Source organism: Planctomonas deserti, assembly GCF_003067705.1.
In the GTDB taxonomy this organism is placed as follows: domain Bacteria; phylum Actinomycetota; class Actinomycetes; order Actinomycetales; family Microbacteriaceae; genus Planctomonas; species Planctomonas deserti.
Map to the genome: position 1 here is coordinate 641,524 of NZ_QANL01000002.1, position 15,451 is coordinate 656,974.

Consider the following 15,451-nt stretch of genomic DNA (forward strand, 5'->3'; position numbering starts at 1 on the left):
CCGTGACAACAAGTGATCTCGCGCCCCTCGAGGCGTCGGTCGCGAGCGCTCCGCGCCGCGGCGGGCGCCCGGCGACCGGGCGGCGTTCCCGGGTGCGGCTCGCGCCGTACCTGTTCGCCGGCCCCGCCGTCGTCCTCTACGTCGTGTTCATGCTCATCCCCGTGCTGTACGCCATCTGGCTCAGCCTCCGCGCCTACCGCCTGCAGGCCGGCGGCACGTTCGGGCGCCGGGTCGAGGTGTTCGTCGGGCTCGAGAACTACATCGGCGTGCTCTCGGACCCCGAGCTCCTCGCCAGCTTCGGCCGCCTCGCGATCTACGGCCTCATCGCCGTGCCCCTGACCCTCGGGCTCGCGTTGCTCTTCGCGCTGCTGCTCGACGTGCCGGCCGTGCGCGCCAAGCGGTTCTCCCGCACCGCCATCTTCATCCCGTACGCCGTGCCGGGCGTCGTGGCCGCGCTCATGTGGGGCTTCATGTACCTGCCGAGCACGAGCCCGTTCTCCTACCTCACCGAGCAGGCCGGCTGGGGCCCGATCCCGTTCCTCACCGGATCCGGGCTGTTCGGCTCGCTCGCCAACATCGCCATCTGGGGCGGCGTCGGCTTCAACATGATCATCATCTACACGTCGCTGCGCGGCATCCCGGACGAGCTGTACGAGGCCGCCCGCCTCGACGGCGCGAACGAGCTGCAGATCGCGCTGCGCGTCAAGGTGCCGCTCGTCGGGCCCGCCATCCTTCTCACCACCGTGTTCGCCCTCATCGGCACCCTGCAGCTGTACGGCGAGCCCATGACGCTGAAGCCCATGACCAACGACATCAGCCAGACCTGGGCGCCGCTCATGACCATCTACCGCGACGCCTTCCTGACCGACAACCTGCCCGCCGCCGCGGCGTCATCGACGATCCTCGCGCTCGGCACGGTGGCCCTGTCGCTGCTCATCCTCGGCATCGTCAACCGCAAGAGATTCGGAGCCCGCTCATGACCGCAACGAGCGTCCGCGTGCCGCTGTCCGCGGAGCGGCGAGCAGCGAAGCCGCGCGCGTGGGGAGCCATCCTCCCGACCGTGATCCTGGTGATCGGCGCGATCTACTGCCTGATCCCGGTGATCTGGGTGTTCATCGCCTCCACCAAGTCGAGGGGCGAGCTCTTCACGACGTTCTCGTTCGCCCCCGGCACCGGCTTGTTCTCCAACCTCGCCGACCTGTTCTCGTACGGCGGCGGGCAGTTCGGCATGTGGGCGGCCAACTCCGTGCTCTACGCCGGGGTCGGCGGCGTGATCTCGACCCTCGTGTCGGCCGCCGCCGGGTACGCCCTCGCGAAGTTCGACTTCCGCGGCCGCGACCTCATCTTCTACTCGATCCTCGCCGGGGTCCTGATCCCGGGCATCACGCTCGCCGTGCCCCAGTACCTCCTGCTGTCCCAGTTCGGGCTGGCCGGCGGACCGCTGTCCGTGCTGCTGCCGAGCATCATCAGCCCTTTCGGCATCTACCTCTCCCGCGTCTTCGCCGCGTCGGCGATCCCGCAGGAGATCCTGGAGGCCGGCCGCATCGACGGCGCGTCCGAGTGGCGCATCTTCCGCCTGATCGTGCTGCCGATCATGCTGCCCGGCATGGTGACGGTGTTCCTGCTGCAGTTCGTCGGCATCTGGAACAACTTCCTGCTCCCGTTCGTCATGCTGTCGAACCAGGGCGACTACCCCCTCACGGTGGGCCTGTACACCCTCCTGGCCAAGGGTTCCGGCGCACCCGCGCTGTACTCGCTCGCGATCATCGGCGCGGCGGTGTCGATCATTCCGCTCATCTGCCTCGTGCTGTTCCTGCAGCGCTTCTGGCGTCTCGACCTGATCTCCGGAGGACTCAAGGGATGACCCGCACCACCTGGCCCACGACCGGACTCAGCTACGGCGGGGACTACAACCCCGACCAGTGGTCCCCGGAGACGTGGGAGGAGGACATCCGCCTCATGACGGAGGCGCGCGTGAACATCGTCACGCTCGGCGTGTTCTCCTGGGGCAACTACGAGCCCGAGGAGGGCCGCTTCGAGTTCGAGTGGCTCGACACGGTCTTCGACCTGCTGCACGCGGCGGGCATCGCGGTGGACCTCGCGACCCCCACGGCCGCGCCGCCCATCTGGCTGCACCAGAAGCACCCGGAGATCCTGCCCGTGACCCGCGAGGGGATGCGGTACTGGCAGGGCGGCCGCCTCGGCTGGTGCGCGAGCACCCCGATCTGGCGCGAGCAGGCGCTGCGCATCGTCGAGGTGCTTGCGAGGCGCTACGCCGCGCACCCCGCCCTGAAAATGTGGCACGTCAGCAACGAGCTGGGCGGCGGCAACCGGCTCTGCTACTGCGACGAGTCCGCCGCCCACTTCCGGCGCTGGCTGACCGAGAAGTACGGCACCGTCGACGCGCTCAACCAGGCGTGGGGCACGGCCTTCTGGGGCCACCGCTACGTCGACTTCGCCCAGGTGCTGCCGCCGCGCGACAGCGAGACCGTGCCGAACCCCGCCCTGAAGCTCGACTTCGAGCGCTTCGCGTCCGCCGCCCTGCTCGAGCACTTCGAGGCCGAGGCCGCTGTCCTGCGCAGCATCACGCCGGACCTGCCCATCACGACCAACTTCATGGTGAGCAGCAACCCGAGCGTCGTCGACTACGCCCGCTGGGCGCCGCGGATGGACGTGCTCGCGAACGACCACTACACGATCGGCAGGGACGACGCGCGCGAGCAGGAGCTCGCCATGAGCGCGGACCGGATGCGCGGCATGCGCCCCGACGCGCCGTGGCTGCTCATGGAGCACTCCACGAGCGCCGTCAACTGGCAGCAGCGCAACCGCGCGAAGCTGCCCGGCGAGCTCGTCCGCAACAGCCTCGGACACGTGGCTCGTGGGTCGGACGGTGCGCTGTTCTTCCAGTGGCGCGCGTCGACGGCGGGCGCGGAGCAGTTCCACTCCGCGATGGTGCCGCACGCGGGCACCCGGTCGAAGATCTGGGCCGACGTCTGCGAGCTCGGCCGTCACCTCGACGCGCTCGGCGACGTCGCGGGCACGCTCGTCGAGCCCGCGAGCGTCGCGATCCTCATGGACGACGAATCCCACTGGGCGTGGAAGGCGGGGCCGAAGCCGGTGAACGACGAGCCGGTGTGGAAGGCCGCCCGTGACGTGCACCGGGCCCTCTTCGACGCGAACGTCCTCGCCGACGTCGTTCCGCCCTGGGCCGACCTCTCCCGGTACCGCGTCGTCGTCGTGCCCGGCCTGTTCCTGGCCTCGGATGACACAGCGCGGTCCGTGCGCGCGTTCGCCGAGGGTGGTGGCCACGTGCTGGTGACCTTCCTGTCCGGCATCGTGGACGCCACGAACCGGGTCCGTGCGGGCGGCTACCCCGGCGCCTTCCGGCATCTGCTCGGCATCCTGTCCGAGGAGTTCTTCCCCCTGCTCGACGATGGCGGGCTCGCGCTCGACAACGGGTGGCGGGCCGGCCGCTGGAGCGAGCTCGTGCACGCGGACGAGGCGGAGATCGTGGCGCGGTACGCCGACGGTGACCTCGCCAGATCCCCGGCGGTCACCCGGCGGGCCCTGGAGGGCGGGGGATCGGCCTGGTACGTGTCCACCGAGCTGGACCGCGTCGCGCTCGCCGATCTGCTGTCCGGGCTCCTCGCCGATGCGGGAGTCTCGCCGTCGGCCGAGGTCCCGAGCGGCGTCGAGGCCGTGCGCCGCGTGGGGGACGACCGGTCGTTCCTGTTCCTGCTGAATCACGGGCCGGCCCGCGTGCATGTCCCGGGTTCGGGCCGCGAGCTGCTCACCGGCCGCGACGTGGAGGACGGCCTCGACCTCGACGCCGGGGGATACGCGGTGCTGCGCGAGCGGTGAGGTCGGGCGGCCGGCGACCCACGGGGACCGTCAGCCGCCGAGCGCCACGAGCAGGGTGAGCACCGCGAGCGCGAGCGACAGCGGGACCATCGTCCACCGCTCCGGACGCGACCTCGACGCGGCGTTGAGCGCGACGCCGAGCACGAAGTACGCCACGAGCACCCACGCGGCGACGGCCGCTACCGCGCCGGGAACCACGGCCACGAGGTCGGCGCGACTCAGGACGATCAGCGCGAACACCAGGTAGAGCGCGATCGACACGAGGCTGCCGATGCGCTTGCCGCGGGGGAGCACCCGGTCGCGGCCGCCCCAGGCGAGGTGACCGAGCGGCGCCCCCGCGATCAAAGCCGCCTGGAACGCGGCCAGTGCGGCCAGGAGGGCGCAGAAGGCGAGGGCCGCGGCCTGCGCGACGCCGCCGTCGACCGGCATCATTCCGCGCCGCCGTCCGCGACGCCCGCGCCCGCACGAGCCGGCGTCGCGCGGGTGGCGAGCCCGTCGAGGGCTGCGGTCGCCTCGTCGGCCCAGGCGACCGTCGCGCGGGCGCTGTGCTCGCCCGCGGACACGGTGAGCAGGATGTAGGGGGCCTGGTCCGCGAGCGACGCGTCCGCCTCCACCTCCGCTCGCGCCCGGGCGAGCTCGGCGAGCTGCCGCAGGGCGGACTCGCGGCGCTCCCGCACCAGCTCCCGGCATCGGTCCGGCCCGAGCTGGCGGCCGAAGAACAGCCGCAGCAGCACCCCGTTCCTCGGCTTGGCGATCTGCGGTGGCTCCGCCAGCAGCGTTCGCAGCTGTTCGGTTCCCACCCGCGTGATGGCGAACGTCGAGGAGCGGGAGCCGGCGTCCCGCCGCTCGACCAGTCCCTCGCCCTCCAGCCGGGCGAGCGCGGGGTAGATCTGGCCGAAGCTCTCGCTCCAGAAGTGCCCGAGCGTCGACACGATCTCCTCGCGCAACGCGTAGCCGGACATCGGCTGGATGCTCAGGGCGCCGAGAACGGCCGTCCGGGTCTGATCGGATCTGCTCATGTCTGCCGCCGTTCGTCGTCGTGCCCTTATATCTACTAGATATAAGGGCAATGGTCAACGCCCGGTTCGGAGCTCCCTATGCAGGAGTCCGCGGCGGGGGGAGGATTTTTGCGTGAGCACTCGCGTTGAGGAACCCGTCCGGACCCGTCGTCGCCGCCCGCGAGGCGGTGTGGGAGCCGTGATCGCCACGGCGTTCGCGACCCTCGCGCTCGCCGGTTGCGTCGGCCTCCCCGCGCCCACCCAGACCGAGTCCGCGGCGCCGTCGCCGGCCCCGTCGCCGGAGGGCACCTCCGCCGGAGAGGACGAGGCGATGAGCATCCCGGACATCGTGCGGTCCGTGCAGCCGTCGGTCGTGACGATCTTCACCGAGGGCGGCCTCGGCAGCGGTGTCGTCTATCACGAGGACGGCCTCATCCTCACGAACGAGCATGTCGTGCGCGGCAACACGCGGGTCGAGGTGGCGTTCGCTGACGGCCAGCGGGTGGACGGCACGGTCACGGCCACCGACCCGATCACCGACCTCGCGCTCGTCCAGGCCGATCGGGAGGACCTCCCGGCCGCCGAGTTCGCCTCGAGCCTGCCGGTGATCGGCGAGCTCGCCGTCGTCATCGGGTCCCCGCTCGGTTTCGAGAACACCGCCACGTCCGGCATCGTGTCCGGCCTGCATCGCGAGATCCCCGGCTCCGCGTCGAGCAGCCAGTCCCTCGTCGACCTCATCCAGACCGACGCCGCCATCAGCCCCGGCAACTCCGGGGGAGCGGTGGTCAACGGCCGGGGCCAGATCATCGGGATCAGCGAGGCGTACATCCCGCCGTCGGCGGGGGCGGTCGCGCTCGGTTTCGCCATTCCGTCCCCCACGGCGACCGAGGTCGCCGAGGAGCTCATCGAGGACGGCACCGCCGACCACGCGTTCATGGGACTCGTGCCTGGCGCCATCACGCCGCAGATCGCCGAGCAGCTCGGCCTGACGGACACCACGGGCGCGATCGTGCTCTCCGTGTCGAACGGCGGGCCGGCCGCGGCCGCCGGAATCCGCCCGGGCGACGTCGTGACCGCCATCGAGGGGAACGAGATCGGCTCGCCCGAGGACCTGCTCGCCGCCCTGCGGCAGCAGGACCCGGGCGACAGGGTCACCGTCGACGTGCGCCGTGGAGGCGACGAGGAGAGCTTCGACGTCACCCTGACCGACCGGCCCTCGGCCTAGTCGGCGCGCCCCAGAGGGGAACCGCCCGGGCCGGGGTTCCGGCCCGGGCGGCACTCTGCTCGTCGGGCCTGGCCTAGGCCTAGTCGGGCCTGCCTGCGGGTACGTGGTCCCCCTCCCAGTCGGCGGCTCGTCCCGGGCAGCGGATGCTCTCGCATCGCGGCTCGACGTCCGGCTCCCCGCCGGGCCACCTTCGGCTCGTGGCTCCGGTGCCCGTGCCCGCCGCGATGTGCTCGGCGAGGTGGGGGCCGAGCACCTCGGCCCACTGACGGAAGCCCGCGGGAGAGCGGTACCGCCCGTTGGCGGAGTCCGTCGGCGCGGGCATCGGGGTGTACACGGCCCGCGGCTCCCGCTCGCAGACCTCGCGCATCCCCTCGTTGAGCCGATGCCCATGGCGTTCCGCGATGCCGCCGAGGCCGGCCGAGCGGAACGCGACGATCGACCGGATCGGCTGCGTGCCTGCCAGGAGGAACCGCGTCGAGGGCGGGCAGGCGGCCTTCAGCCCGCGGAGAAGCGCGCGGACGTCGCGTCGCCAGGCGCGCGGAGCGCGAAGCGTGACCGCCTCGCGTGCTCCCGTCACGACGATCACGGCGTCGACCCGCAGGTCCCGGTCCGCGAGCGCCGTCAGCGCGTTCTCGAGGGCGAGCTCCCGGTCGGCAACGACGGTCACGTCGATGCCCCTGCCCGTGGCGGCCGCAAGGAACCGGGCGAGCTGACCCGGAAGAGCGAGGTCCTGGCGGCGCACACCCCAGCCGATGACGGGCCCGGCGCCGCCGAGGATCAGGATCCGGGCCGGTCGCGGGCCGCACGCGTGCGCCGAGGTGTCCTCCGGGCGGGGGAGGAAGTCGTTCGCCGCGAGGCCTCGGCGGTACCAGAGCCGCATGAGGGGGGACAGCGTCGCACGCCACAGGGACGCCGCCAGGTCGCCCGGCCGGTAGCCGTCGGCCGGGTCGACCAGCGCCATGTTAGCGCTCATCTGACCGAGGGCGGCAGGGCCGACCGGGCGCCCGGAGCAGGCGCCCGCGCGGGAGGGTGCCGCCACCGCTAGGCGCTCGGCCGGGACTGGAGTTCCACGATGGGTACGACATGGCGGGAGGCTTCTCCGAAGCTCGGCTGGTGACGTCTGGGAACGGGCGATAGTGCGCTAACATCCTAGGCGCGATCGAGGACCGGAGGGGACGCTCGGCGGGAGCCCCGAGGCGGTCGCGAGCCCGTCGCGGGCCGGGTCAGGACGCGGAACGGCGCGCGGCCGGGGGTGCCGTGCTGGCCCGAACGACGAGCGTGTGCGGCGGGAGCGCGGGGTCGGCCCGACGGTCGCCGGCGATGTTGGCGACGACCTCGCGGGCGCAGGCCCGGCCGACCTCGAAGAAGTCGAGCCGCACGGTGGTCAGCCCGGGCCGGAAGTACTCGGCGAACGGCACGTCATTGAAGCCCACGATGCTCACGTCCTCGGGCACGCGCACGCCGCGGTCGGCGAGCGCTTTGCAGGCGCCAAGCGCGACGTCGTCGTTCGAGGCGAACACGGCCGTGATCGCGGGATCCGCGGCGATCCGCTCGCCGGCCGCGTAGCCGGAGGCGGCCGTCCAGTCGCTGGGGAGCACCGGCGGCACGGTCCGCCCGGCCCGCCTCAGCTCGTTCTCCCAGCCCTCGCGGCGCCCGCCGTCGGCCGTCCAGTCGGATCGCCCGGCGATGTACCAGACGGTTTCGTGGCCGAGTTCGAGGAGGTGACGGGTGGCGAGCGCGGCGCCCGTGGCGTCGTCGAGCGAGATGACGCCCGCCCTGTCGTCCCCTCCCGGACCGAACAGGACCACGGGGACGGTCGGCGTGAGGTCACCGATGGCCTCGTCGGCGGCCGCGAGCGAGGTGAGCAGGACGATGCCCGCGACGCCCGCCGCGAGGTGGTGCTGCACCGCCTCGCGGAGCCGTGGGCCGCTCACCCTGTCGACGGTGATCACGCTCGTGCCGTAGCCGTGCGTCCAGTTCTCCTCGGTGATGCCGTAGAGCATCGCCGTGTTGGCGTACAGCGGGACGCCGAGGGCGACGACACCGATGTTCATGGCGCGATTTCCCGCAAGGGCTCGCGCGGCGACGTTGGGGTGGTAGCGCAGCTGCCCGATCGCGCGCTCGACCCGCTCCCGCACCTCGGGAGTCACGTTCGTCTTCCCGTTCACCACGCGCGAGACCATCTGCTGCGAGACGCCGGCGAGGCGGGCGACGTCCGCCATGCGCGGCGTCGGGGCGGCCTCGCCCCTAACCACGGAGCCCGGCGCCCGGTCGGACCGAGTTCTTCACCCGTCGATGCTAGCGAGATCGCGCCCTGTGCCGTGCCGCATCCTGCCCCTGCCGTGCCGTCACCGGGGGAGGCCCGATCCCGTCCAGGGGGCGCCGTGCGGCTTGAGCATGTATGCGCGCGTATTCTCATCCAAGCAGCACCGCTTTCTCGCCCGCTCGATCCTTGGAGTTCCCCCTGGACGCTTCCGCCAGCGCATCCGCCCTGCCCCCGCTCGAGTCGTATCGCGGGATCCTGTTCGACCTCGACGGCGTGCTCACGCCGACGGCCGACATCCACATGCTCGCGTGGCGGACGTTGTTCACCGAGGTGTTCGCCGAGAAGGCGGTGGACCTGCCCTACACGAACGACGACTACTACCGCTACCTCGACGGGAAGACCCGGTACGAGGGGGTCGCCGGGCTGCTGGCGTCGCGCGGCATCGACCTGCCCTGGGGTTCGCCGGACGACCCGTCGAGCGCCGACACGGTGAGCGGTGTGGGCAACCGCAAGAACGACGTTTTCACGCGCGTGCTCACGGAGCAGGGCATCGCCCCCTACCCGGGCTCGCTCGCGCTCGTGCGCAGGCTGCACGAGGAGGGCGTGCCCATGGGAGTCGTGTCGAGCTCCGCGAACGCGCGGTGGGTGCTGACCGCCGCCGGTCTCCTCGACTACTTCCCCGTGCTCGTCGACGGCGTGCTGGCCGCCGAGGAGCACCTCGCGAGCAAGCCCGCCGGCGACATGTTCGTGCGCGGTGCGCGCGGCATCGGCGTCGATCCCGCCGAGGCCGTGGTGTTCGAGGACGCCATCTCCGGCGTCGCCGCCGGCCGGGCCGGGGGCTTCGGTCTCGTCGTCGGCGTGAACCGCGGCGTGGGGGAGTCGGCTCTTCTCGAGTCCGGCGCCCACGTCGTCGTCGACGACCTCGCGGCCTTCCTGGGGAACGAGCGATGAGCCCGGTGGGCGACGGCGCGAGGACCGGCGGCGGATCCCCCCGCCAGCCCGAGCTCGACCGTGACCGATTCCCGGTCGACCCCTGGCGCCTCACCGAACTGCGCTACGAGCCGGACGACACGAGCGTCGCCGAGACCCTGTTCGCGGTGGGCAACGGCTTCCTCGGGCTCCGCGGCAACAACGCCGAGGGCCGCCGGGCGCACGAGCACGGCACGTTCGTGAACGGCCTGCACGAGACCTGGAAGATCCGCCACCCGGAGAGCGCCTACGGGTTCGCCGAGGTGGGCCAGACGATCGTCAACGCGCCCGACAGCAAGATCATGCGACTGTACGTCGACGACGAGCCGCTCGCGCTCGACGAGGCCGACCTGCTCGACTACTCGCGCACGCTCGACTTCCGCGACGGCGTGCTGCGGCGCGAGATCCTCTGGCTGACGCCGGCCGGCAAGCGGGTGCGCGTCACCTCGAGCCGCATGGTCTCCTTCCCCGAGCGGCACCTCGCGATGATGTCGATCGAGGTCACCATGCTCGACTCGGATGCGCCCATCACGATCTCCTGCCAGCTCCTCAATCGGCAGGACGGCGAGGACGAGTACGCCGGGAGCGGTGGCGACACCAAGGTCCTGAACGACCCGCGGAAGGCGCAGCGCGTGTCGGAGCGGGTGTTCGAGCCGCACGAGCACTGGCAGGACGACGGCCGCAGCGTGCTCAGCTACCGGATCGCCGAGTCCGGCATGACCCTGGCGGTCGCCGCGGACCACAGCATCGACACCGGGAACGAGTTCAGCGTCGCCTACTACTGCGACGAGGACATCGCCAAGACCGTCTACTCCGTAGCCGCGAAGCAGGGCGTGCCGGTGCGGGTGACCAAGACCGTGAGCTACCACAGCTCCCGGCGCACGCCGACGCGCGAGCTGATCGACCGGTGCCAGCGCACCCTCGACCGCACGCGCCTCGAGGGCGCGGAGGTGCAGTACACGAAGCAGCGGGAGTGGCTCGACGACTACTGGCGCCGCTCCGACGTCGAGATCCCGGGTCACGACGACGTGCAGCAGGCGGTGCGGTGGAACCTCTTCCACCTCGCGCAGGCCGCCGCCCGGGCCGACGGCCTCGGCATCCCGGCCAAGGGCCTCACCGGCAGCGGCTACAGCGGCCACTACTTCTGGGACACCGAGATCTACGTCGTCCCGTACCTCGCGTACACGAGCCCGCTGTGGGCGAGGAACGCGCTCCGCAGCCGCGCGACGATGCTCCCGCTGGCCCGCAAGCGCGCCCGCGCGCTCAACGAGGCGGGCGCCCTGTTCCCCTGGCGCACCATCAACGGCGAGGAGGCCTCCGCCTTCTATGCCGCAGGCACGGCGCAGTACCACATCAACGCCGACATCACGTATGCGCTCGCGAAGTACGTCGATGCGACGGGCGACGTCGACTTCCTCGCCGAGGGTGCCGTCGACATCGCCGTGGAGACGGCGCGCATGTGGATGACGCTCGGCTTCTGGCGCGACAACGGCGACTCGACCTTCGAGATCCACGGCGTCACGGGCCCGGACGAGTACACGACGGTCGTCAACAACAACCTCTACACGAACGTCATGGCGCGCTTCAATTTGCGCTACGCCCGCAAGGTGGTGCGGGCCATCGAGCGCGCGCGGCCCGACGCCTACGACCGCATGGTGGCGCGGCTGAACCTGCAGCGGGAGGAGCTCGACGAGTGGGAGCGGGCCGCCTCGACCATGGCGATCCCGTACTCGGAGGCGCTGGAGATCCACCCGCAGGACTCGCACTTCCTCGAGCGGGAGGTGTGGGATCTGGCCGCCACCCCCGAGGAGCAGAAGCCCCTCATGCTGCACTTCCACCCGCTGGTGATCTACCGCTTCCAGGTGCTGAAGCAGGCGGACGTCGTGCTCGCCCTGTTCCTGCAGGGGGACCAGTTCACCCGCCGGGAGAAGCTTGCGGACTTCGACTACTACGACCCGCTGACCACGAGCGACTCCTCGTTGTCGAACGTCGTGCAGTCGATCATCGCGGCGGAGATCGGCTACCGGGACCTCGCGCTCAAGTACTTCCTGCACACCGCGTTCATCGACCTCGCGGACCTGCACAACAACACGGCGGACGGCGTGCACGTGGCGTCGGCCGGCGGGGTGTGGAGCGCGCTCGTCAACGGGTTCGGCGGCATGCGGGACTACGACGGCACCCTGTCCTTCGACCCGCGTCTGCCGACGGACTGGCAGGAGCTCAGCTTCCGGCTCATCTGGCACGGCACGAGGATCCTGGTGACCCTGCGGGCAGAGTCGATGCGCGTCTCGGTGATCGAGGGTGAGGGCGGCGTCTCGTTCCGCGTCCGCGGCACGACCTATCGGGTGTCGAAGGACTCGGACATCGAGGTCAGGCTCGACGATCAGGGCCCCGTGCTCGAGGGCGCCCCGTCGCAGGACACGAACGCGCGGTACCGCCGCGAGGACGGGAGCATCATGCGGCCGTCGATGCCGGCGGTGACCGACTCGATCCCCGTCATCGGGGCGTAGCCGGGCCGGCCGCGCTGCCGCCGCGGCACGGGATGCCCGGCGGCGGCGGTGCGGTCGTGCAACGAGTGCGGCGCGATAGTGCTTCGTGCTTCGTGCTTCGTGCTTCGTGCTTCGTGCTGGTGCTGGTGACGCTGTGGTGCGGATGCGATGCGGTGGTGCGGTCGCGAGGACGGGCGTGCGGTGCCGTCCTCGCGACGGGTGGTCCTAGTCCTGGACGGCGTCCATGCGCTTGACGTACTCGGTGATGCGGGCGGCCCTGCGGACCATGCGCGGCGCGACCACCGCGCGGAACCACAGCGAGTTGGCGTTGTGGTTCGCGGCCTCGGCGCCGTACTCGGTGTAGAGGTAGGCGCCCGGCTTGCCGGTCGTCGCGGAGCGGCTGACCACCCAGCTCATGCCTTCAGGGGCCGCGGGAAGAGCGCGCGGCGCGGTGGCGCGGGGCGTCGAACGAACGCCGCGGGAGAGACGTGCGGGTGCGGCTTCCAGCAGAGGGAAGCTATCGATCGTGATCGCCATTTCGTTGTCCCGTTCCTTCTCGGGGGACCCACGACACAGCTTCGAGGAGTCCGCATCCCCCCGGCCGGACCCTCGAGTTGAGACTATCCCCGGGGCCGAGCCGCGTCAGGCCCCCAAACGGTGGTCATTTGGCGAACAACCGTCGCGGGGCCCGTTGGTTGACGATTCAAGCATCCCGGTATGCTTGCCGCATGGACGAGGAGCGCTGGCTGAGCGCGGAGCAACTGGCCGCCTGGAAGAAGCTCATCGCGGTCGTCTCGCTCGCGCCCGGCGTGCTCGACGCGCAGCTGCAGAGGGACGCCGACCTCACCCACTTCGAGTACTTCACGCTCGCCATGCTGTCCGAGGCGCCGGAGCGCACGTTGCGCATGACCGCGCTCGCCTCCCGCACCAACGCGACCCTGTCGCGCCTCTCCCACGTGGTGTCGAGACTGGAGGCGAGGGGCTACGTGACGCGCGCGCCGTGCCCGGCCGACCGCAGAGCCACCAACGCGAGCCTGACCGAGGAGGGCTGGCGCAAGGTCGTCGCGACCGCCCCGAGCCACGTGGAGACGGTGCGCGCCAGGATCCTGGACGCCCTCGACGAGCGGGACGTCGCCGACCTCGACCGGATCATGGCGCGCGTGCTCACGCGCCTCGACCCGGAGGGCCGGTTCCTCCCGGGCGACTGACCCGCCATGACGGAACCGAGGGCCTTCACCGGAGCGCAGGGGATGTCCGCCGAGGTGCAGGGGACGTCCGCCGGAGTGCAGGGGCGGCCGATCGGCGGTGGGTAGTCTGGCTCCGCGGCGCAACGGGTCGCCGGGGCAGGAGGGTCACATGACGAACACGGCTGCGGATCGATCGATGGCACGACGGGTGTCCGTCCGGCGCGCGCTGGGCGTGCTGGGCGCGCTCGGGGTGGCCCTGCCCCTCGCGCTCGGCTCGACGGCCCCCGCGTCGGCGCACGACGCCCTCTCGTCCGCCACCCCGGCCGCAGACTCCACGGTCACGGAGGCACTGACCACCGTGGCCCTCGGCTTCTCCGACGAGCTCCTGGCGCTGGGCGGGGACACCAACAGCTTCGCCATCCAGGTGCTCGACGAGGGCGACCGGCACTACGAGAGCGGCTGCGTCACCGTGGACGGAGCGACGGCGACCACTGAGGTCGCCTCCGGCCCCGCCGGTACGTACGAGGTCCTGTGGCAGGTCGTGTCCAGTGACGGTCACCCCACAAGCGGCTCTTACACGTTCACCTACCAGCCGTCCGAGCCCGGACCGCAGAGCGCGATGACGACGGCGCCGCAGTGCGGCGACGACTGGGCGGGCACCGCCGCGAGCGTCTCCGCGCCAGGTGAGGCGGTGGAGACCCCGGCACCGGACGCCTCCGCCGACGCGCCGGTTGCGGAGGAGACCCCCGCGCCGGGCGAGGACGGTGGCGATCCGGCATCCGACGGCACCGCGCTTCCGCTGTGGGCCATCGTGCTCGGCGGCATCGCCGGACTCGGCCTTCTCGCCGCGATCATCGCGCTCACGCTCCGCCGCACCCGCCGGTTCCCCGGAGAGGGCGACCCCGGGGCGTGACCGGCGGAGGTGCCGGCCTCCGTTCCGCCCGGCGCCGGCGCGATCACGACGGGCTGCGCGACGCGTGTCGCTAGGATGGTGCGCACAACCGAATACGAGACCACGAACGCGATGCGGGAGAGCCCGGACACCGGGCACCGAAGGAGCAAGCCTCCCCGCCAATCTCTCAGGTAACACGTACCGCATCGACCTGGTCGCTCTGAAAAGAAGGGCCTTACCGGCCCTCGCCCACGGTGAAAGCCGGCAGCGCTCCGGCGCCGCCGCGCGAAACTCTCAGGCAGATGACAGAGGGGGAGTTCTTTTCCGGGTCGCGTCCTCGCGCGTGCCCGCCGCCGTCGACGGGAGAACTCGTGTCCGATCCCCGCCCCACCGCTTCCCCCGCCCGCTTCTCGCCCCTGCACGACGTGCACGTGGCGGCGGGCGCCTCCTTCACCGACTTCGCCGGCTGGCAGATGCCGGTCCGCTACTCGAGCGACCTCGCCGAGCACCGGGCCGTGCGCACGGCCGCCGGGCTCTTCGATCTCTCCCACATGGCGGAGGTCAGCGTCACCGGTCCCGACGCCGGCGCCTTCCTCGACTACGCGCTCGCCGGGAAGCTCTCCGCGATCGCCCTCCTGCAGGCGAAGTACAGCCTGCTGCTCAACGAGCGGGGCGGCGTGATCGACGACCTGGTCGTCTACCGCACCGGCGAGCACGAGTTCCTCGTGGTCGCGAACGCTGGCAACCGGGACGCGGCCGTGCAGGCGCTCACCGAGCGCGCCGCCGCGTTCGAGGCGGTGACGGTCGAGGACATCAGCGACCGGGTCGCCCTCATCGCCGTGCAGGGCCCGGCGTCGCGCGCCATCCTCGAGGCGACCGAGGGGCTGGAGACGACGGATCCGCTCTCGTCCGTGCGGTACTACCGCACGACGGGTGCGACCTTCGGCGGCGGGACCGTCCTGATCGCGCGCACCGGCTACACCGGCGAGGACGGCTTCGAGCTGTACGTCGACGCGCCGGACGCGTCGGCGCTCTGGGCCGCGCTCGCCGCTGCGGGCCAGGACCACGGTCTGATCCCCGCCGGCCTCGCCGCCCGCGACACGCTGCGGCTCGAGGCGGGCATGCCGCTCTACGGTCACGAGCTCGGCCCGGACACGTTCCCTGCCCAGGCGGGCCTCGGCCGGGTCGTCGCGCTCGGCAAGGAGGGCGACTTCGTGGGCCGTCAGGCGAGCGAGCACGGCCCGGACCCCGCGGCCCGCGTGCTGGTGGGTCTCACCGCCGAGGGACGACGCGCGGGCCGTGAGGGCTACCCCGTGTATGCGACCGCCGACGCCGAGGCCGTCTTCGACGCGCTCGAGGGCATGGTCGAGCCGGCGGGCATCATCACGAGCGGTGCCCTGTCGCCGACGCTCGGACACCCGATCGCTATGGCCTACGTCGACCCGTCGCTCTCCGCGGTCGGCACCCGGCTGTTCGTCGACGTGCGCGGCACCCGGATCCCCGCGACCGTCGTGACGCTCCCCTTCTACAGGCGCGCCGCGGTCTGAGCGCGCGATCCCTCTCC

The 15,451-nt window shown here is 71.8% G+C and carries 14 protein-coding genes and 2 riboswitches; of the genes, 9 read left to right on the forward strand and 5 right to left on the reverse strand.

Annotation, left to right across the window (positions count from 1 at the left end; all coding sequences use genetic code 11):
* Positions 1 to 2 precede the first annotated feature (2 nt).
* The 3 genes from DAI20_RS09170 to DAI20_RS09180 are packed head-to-tail and all read left to right on the forward strand — an operon-like array spanning position 3 to position 3,861.
* A complete protein-coding gene (locus tag DAI20_RS09170; RefSeq protein WP_240605992.1) occupies positions 3 to 980 on the forward strand; it encodes a carbohydrate ABC transporter permease in 978 nt (325 codons plus the stop codon).
* A complete protein-coding gene (locus DAI20_RS09175; RefSeq protein ID WP_108250248.1) occupies positions 977 to 1,864 on the forward strand; it encodes a carbohydrate ABC transporter permease in 888 nt (295 codons plus the stop codon). The genes DAI20_RS09170 and DAI20_RS09175 overlap by 4 nt, the downstream gene beginning before the upstream one ends.
* The gene (locus tag DAI20_RS09180; protein ID WP_108250249.1) at positions 1,861 to 3,861 is read left to right on the forward strand and encodes a beta-galactosidase; all 2,001 of its coding nucleotides are present in this window, start codon (positions 1,861 to 1,863) and stop codon (positions 3,859 to 3,861) included. The genes DAI20_RS09175 and DAI20_RS09180 overlap by 4 nt, the downstream gene beginning before the upstream one ends.
* Positions 3,862 to 3,891: 30 nt before the next feature.
* On the opposite strand, the gene DAI20_RS09185 is transcribed toward DAI20_RS09180, so the two are convergent.
* Both DAI20_RS09185 and DAI20_RS09190 read right to left on the reverse strand, forming a co-directional pair.
* A complete protein-coding gene (locus tag DAI20_RS09185) occupies positions 3,892 to 4,293 on the reverse strand; it encodes a hypothetical protein (RefSeq protein ID WP_306766470.1) in 402 nt (133 codons plus the stop codon).
* Positions 4,290 to 4,880, reverse strand: coding sequence for a PadR family transcriptional regulator (locus DAI20_RS09190; protein ID WP_108250251.1), 591 nt, complete (start codon positions 4,878 to 4,880; stop codon positions 4,290 to 4,292). The genes DAI20_RS09185 and DAI20_RS09190 overlap by 4 nt, the downstream gene beginning before the upstream one ends.
* Before the next feature lie 112 nt (positions 4,881 to 4,992).
* Here DAI20_RS09190 and DAI20_RS09195 point away from each other — a divergent pair, with 112 nt between their 5' ends.
* A complete protein-coding gene (locus DAI20_RS09195) occupies positions 4,993 to 6,084 on the forward strand; it encodes a S1C family serine protease (protein ID WP_240605993.1) in 1,092 nt (363 codons plus the stop codon).
* 79 nt (positions 6,085 to 6,163) lie between these two features.
* On the opposite strand, the gene DAI20_RS09200 is transcribed toward DAI20_RS09195, so the two are convergent.
* Both DAI20_RS09200 and DAI20_RS09205 read right to left on the reverse strand, forming a co-directional pair.
* Complete coding sequence (locus tag DAI20_RS09200; protein ID WP_108250253.1) at positions 6,164 to 7,045, reverse strand: SGNH/GDSL hydrolase family protein; 882 nt, start codon at positions 7,043 to 7,045, stop codon at positions 6,164 to 6,166.
* A 262-nt stretch (positions 7,046 to 7,307) separates the two neighbouring features.
* Positions 7,308 to 8,306 (reverse strand): LacI family DNA-binding transcriptional regulator, encoded by a 999-nt coding sequence (locus DAI20_RS09205; protein ID WP_108250254.1) that lies wholly within the window; start codon positions 8,304 to 8,306, stop codon positions 7,308 to 7,310.
* Between the two features lie 230 nt (positions 8,307 to 8,536).
* Between DAI20_RS09205 and DAI20_RS09210 the strand changes: the two genes are divergently transcribed.
* Positions 8,537 to 9,301: an HAD family hydrolase gene (locus DAI20_RS09210; RefSeq protein ID WP_240605994.1), complete on the forward strand. Its 765-nt coding sequence runs from the start codon at positions 8,537 to 8,539 to the stop codon at positions 9,299 to 9,301.
* A complete protein-coding gene (locus tag DAI20_RS09215; protein WP_108250256.1) occupies positions 9,298 to 11,829 on the forward strand; it encodes a glycoside hydrolase family 65 protein in 2,532 nt (843 codons plus the stop codon). The genes DAI20_RS09210 and DAI20_RS09215 overlap by 4 nt, the downstream gene beginning before the upstream one ends.
* Positions 11,830 to 12,033: 204 nt before the next feature.
* Here the strand turns inward: DAI20_RS09215 and DAI20_RS09220 are convergent, their stop codons facing one another.
* On the reverse strand, positions 12,034 to 12,225 hold the full coding sequence (locus tag DAI20_RS09220; RefSeq protein ID WP_108250257.1) for a hypothetical protein: 192 nt from the start codon (positions 12,223 to 12,225) through the stop codon (positions 12,034 to 12,036).
* Between the two features lie 311 nt (positions 12,226 to 12,536).
* Here DAI20_RS09220 and DAI20_RS09225 point away from each other — a divergent pair, with 311 nt between their 5' ends.
* The 3 genes from DAI20_RS09225 to gcvT all read left to right on the forward strand — a co-directional run bounded on the left by DAI20_RS09225 (position 12,537) and on the right by gcvT (position 15,434).
* Positions 12,537 to 13,016, forward strand: a complete 480-nt coding sequence (locus DAI20_RS09225; protein ID WP_108250258.1) for a MarR family winged helix-turn-helix transcriptional regulator — start codon at positions 12,537 to 12,539, stop codon at positions 13,014 to 13,016.
* A 148-nt stretch (positions 13,017 to 13,164) separates the two neighbouring features.
* The gene (locus DAI20_RS09230) at positions 13,165 to 13,908 is read left to right on the forward strand and encodes a copper resistance CopC family protein (protein ID WP_108250259.1); all 744 of its coding nucleotides are present in this window, start codon (positions 13,165 to 13,167) and stop codon (positions 13,906 to 13,908) included.
* Between the two features lie 104 nt (positions 13,909 to 14,012).
* Positions 14,013 to 14,101: riboswitch (glycine riboswitch) on the forward strand.
* A gap of 1 nt (position 14,102) precedes the next feature.
* Positions 14,103 to 14,203: riboswitch (glycine riboswitch) on the forward strand.
* A 55-nt stretch (positions 14,204 to 14,258) separates the two neighbouring features.
* Positions 14,259 to 15,434 (forward strand): glycine cleavage system aminomethyltransferase GcvT, encoded by a 1,176-nt coding sequence (gcvT, locus tag DAI20_RS09235; RefSeq protein WP_240605995.1) that lies wholly within the window; start codon positions 14,259 to 14,261, stop codon positions 15,432 to 15,434.
* Positions 15,435 to 15,451: the final 17 nt, after the last annotated feature.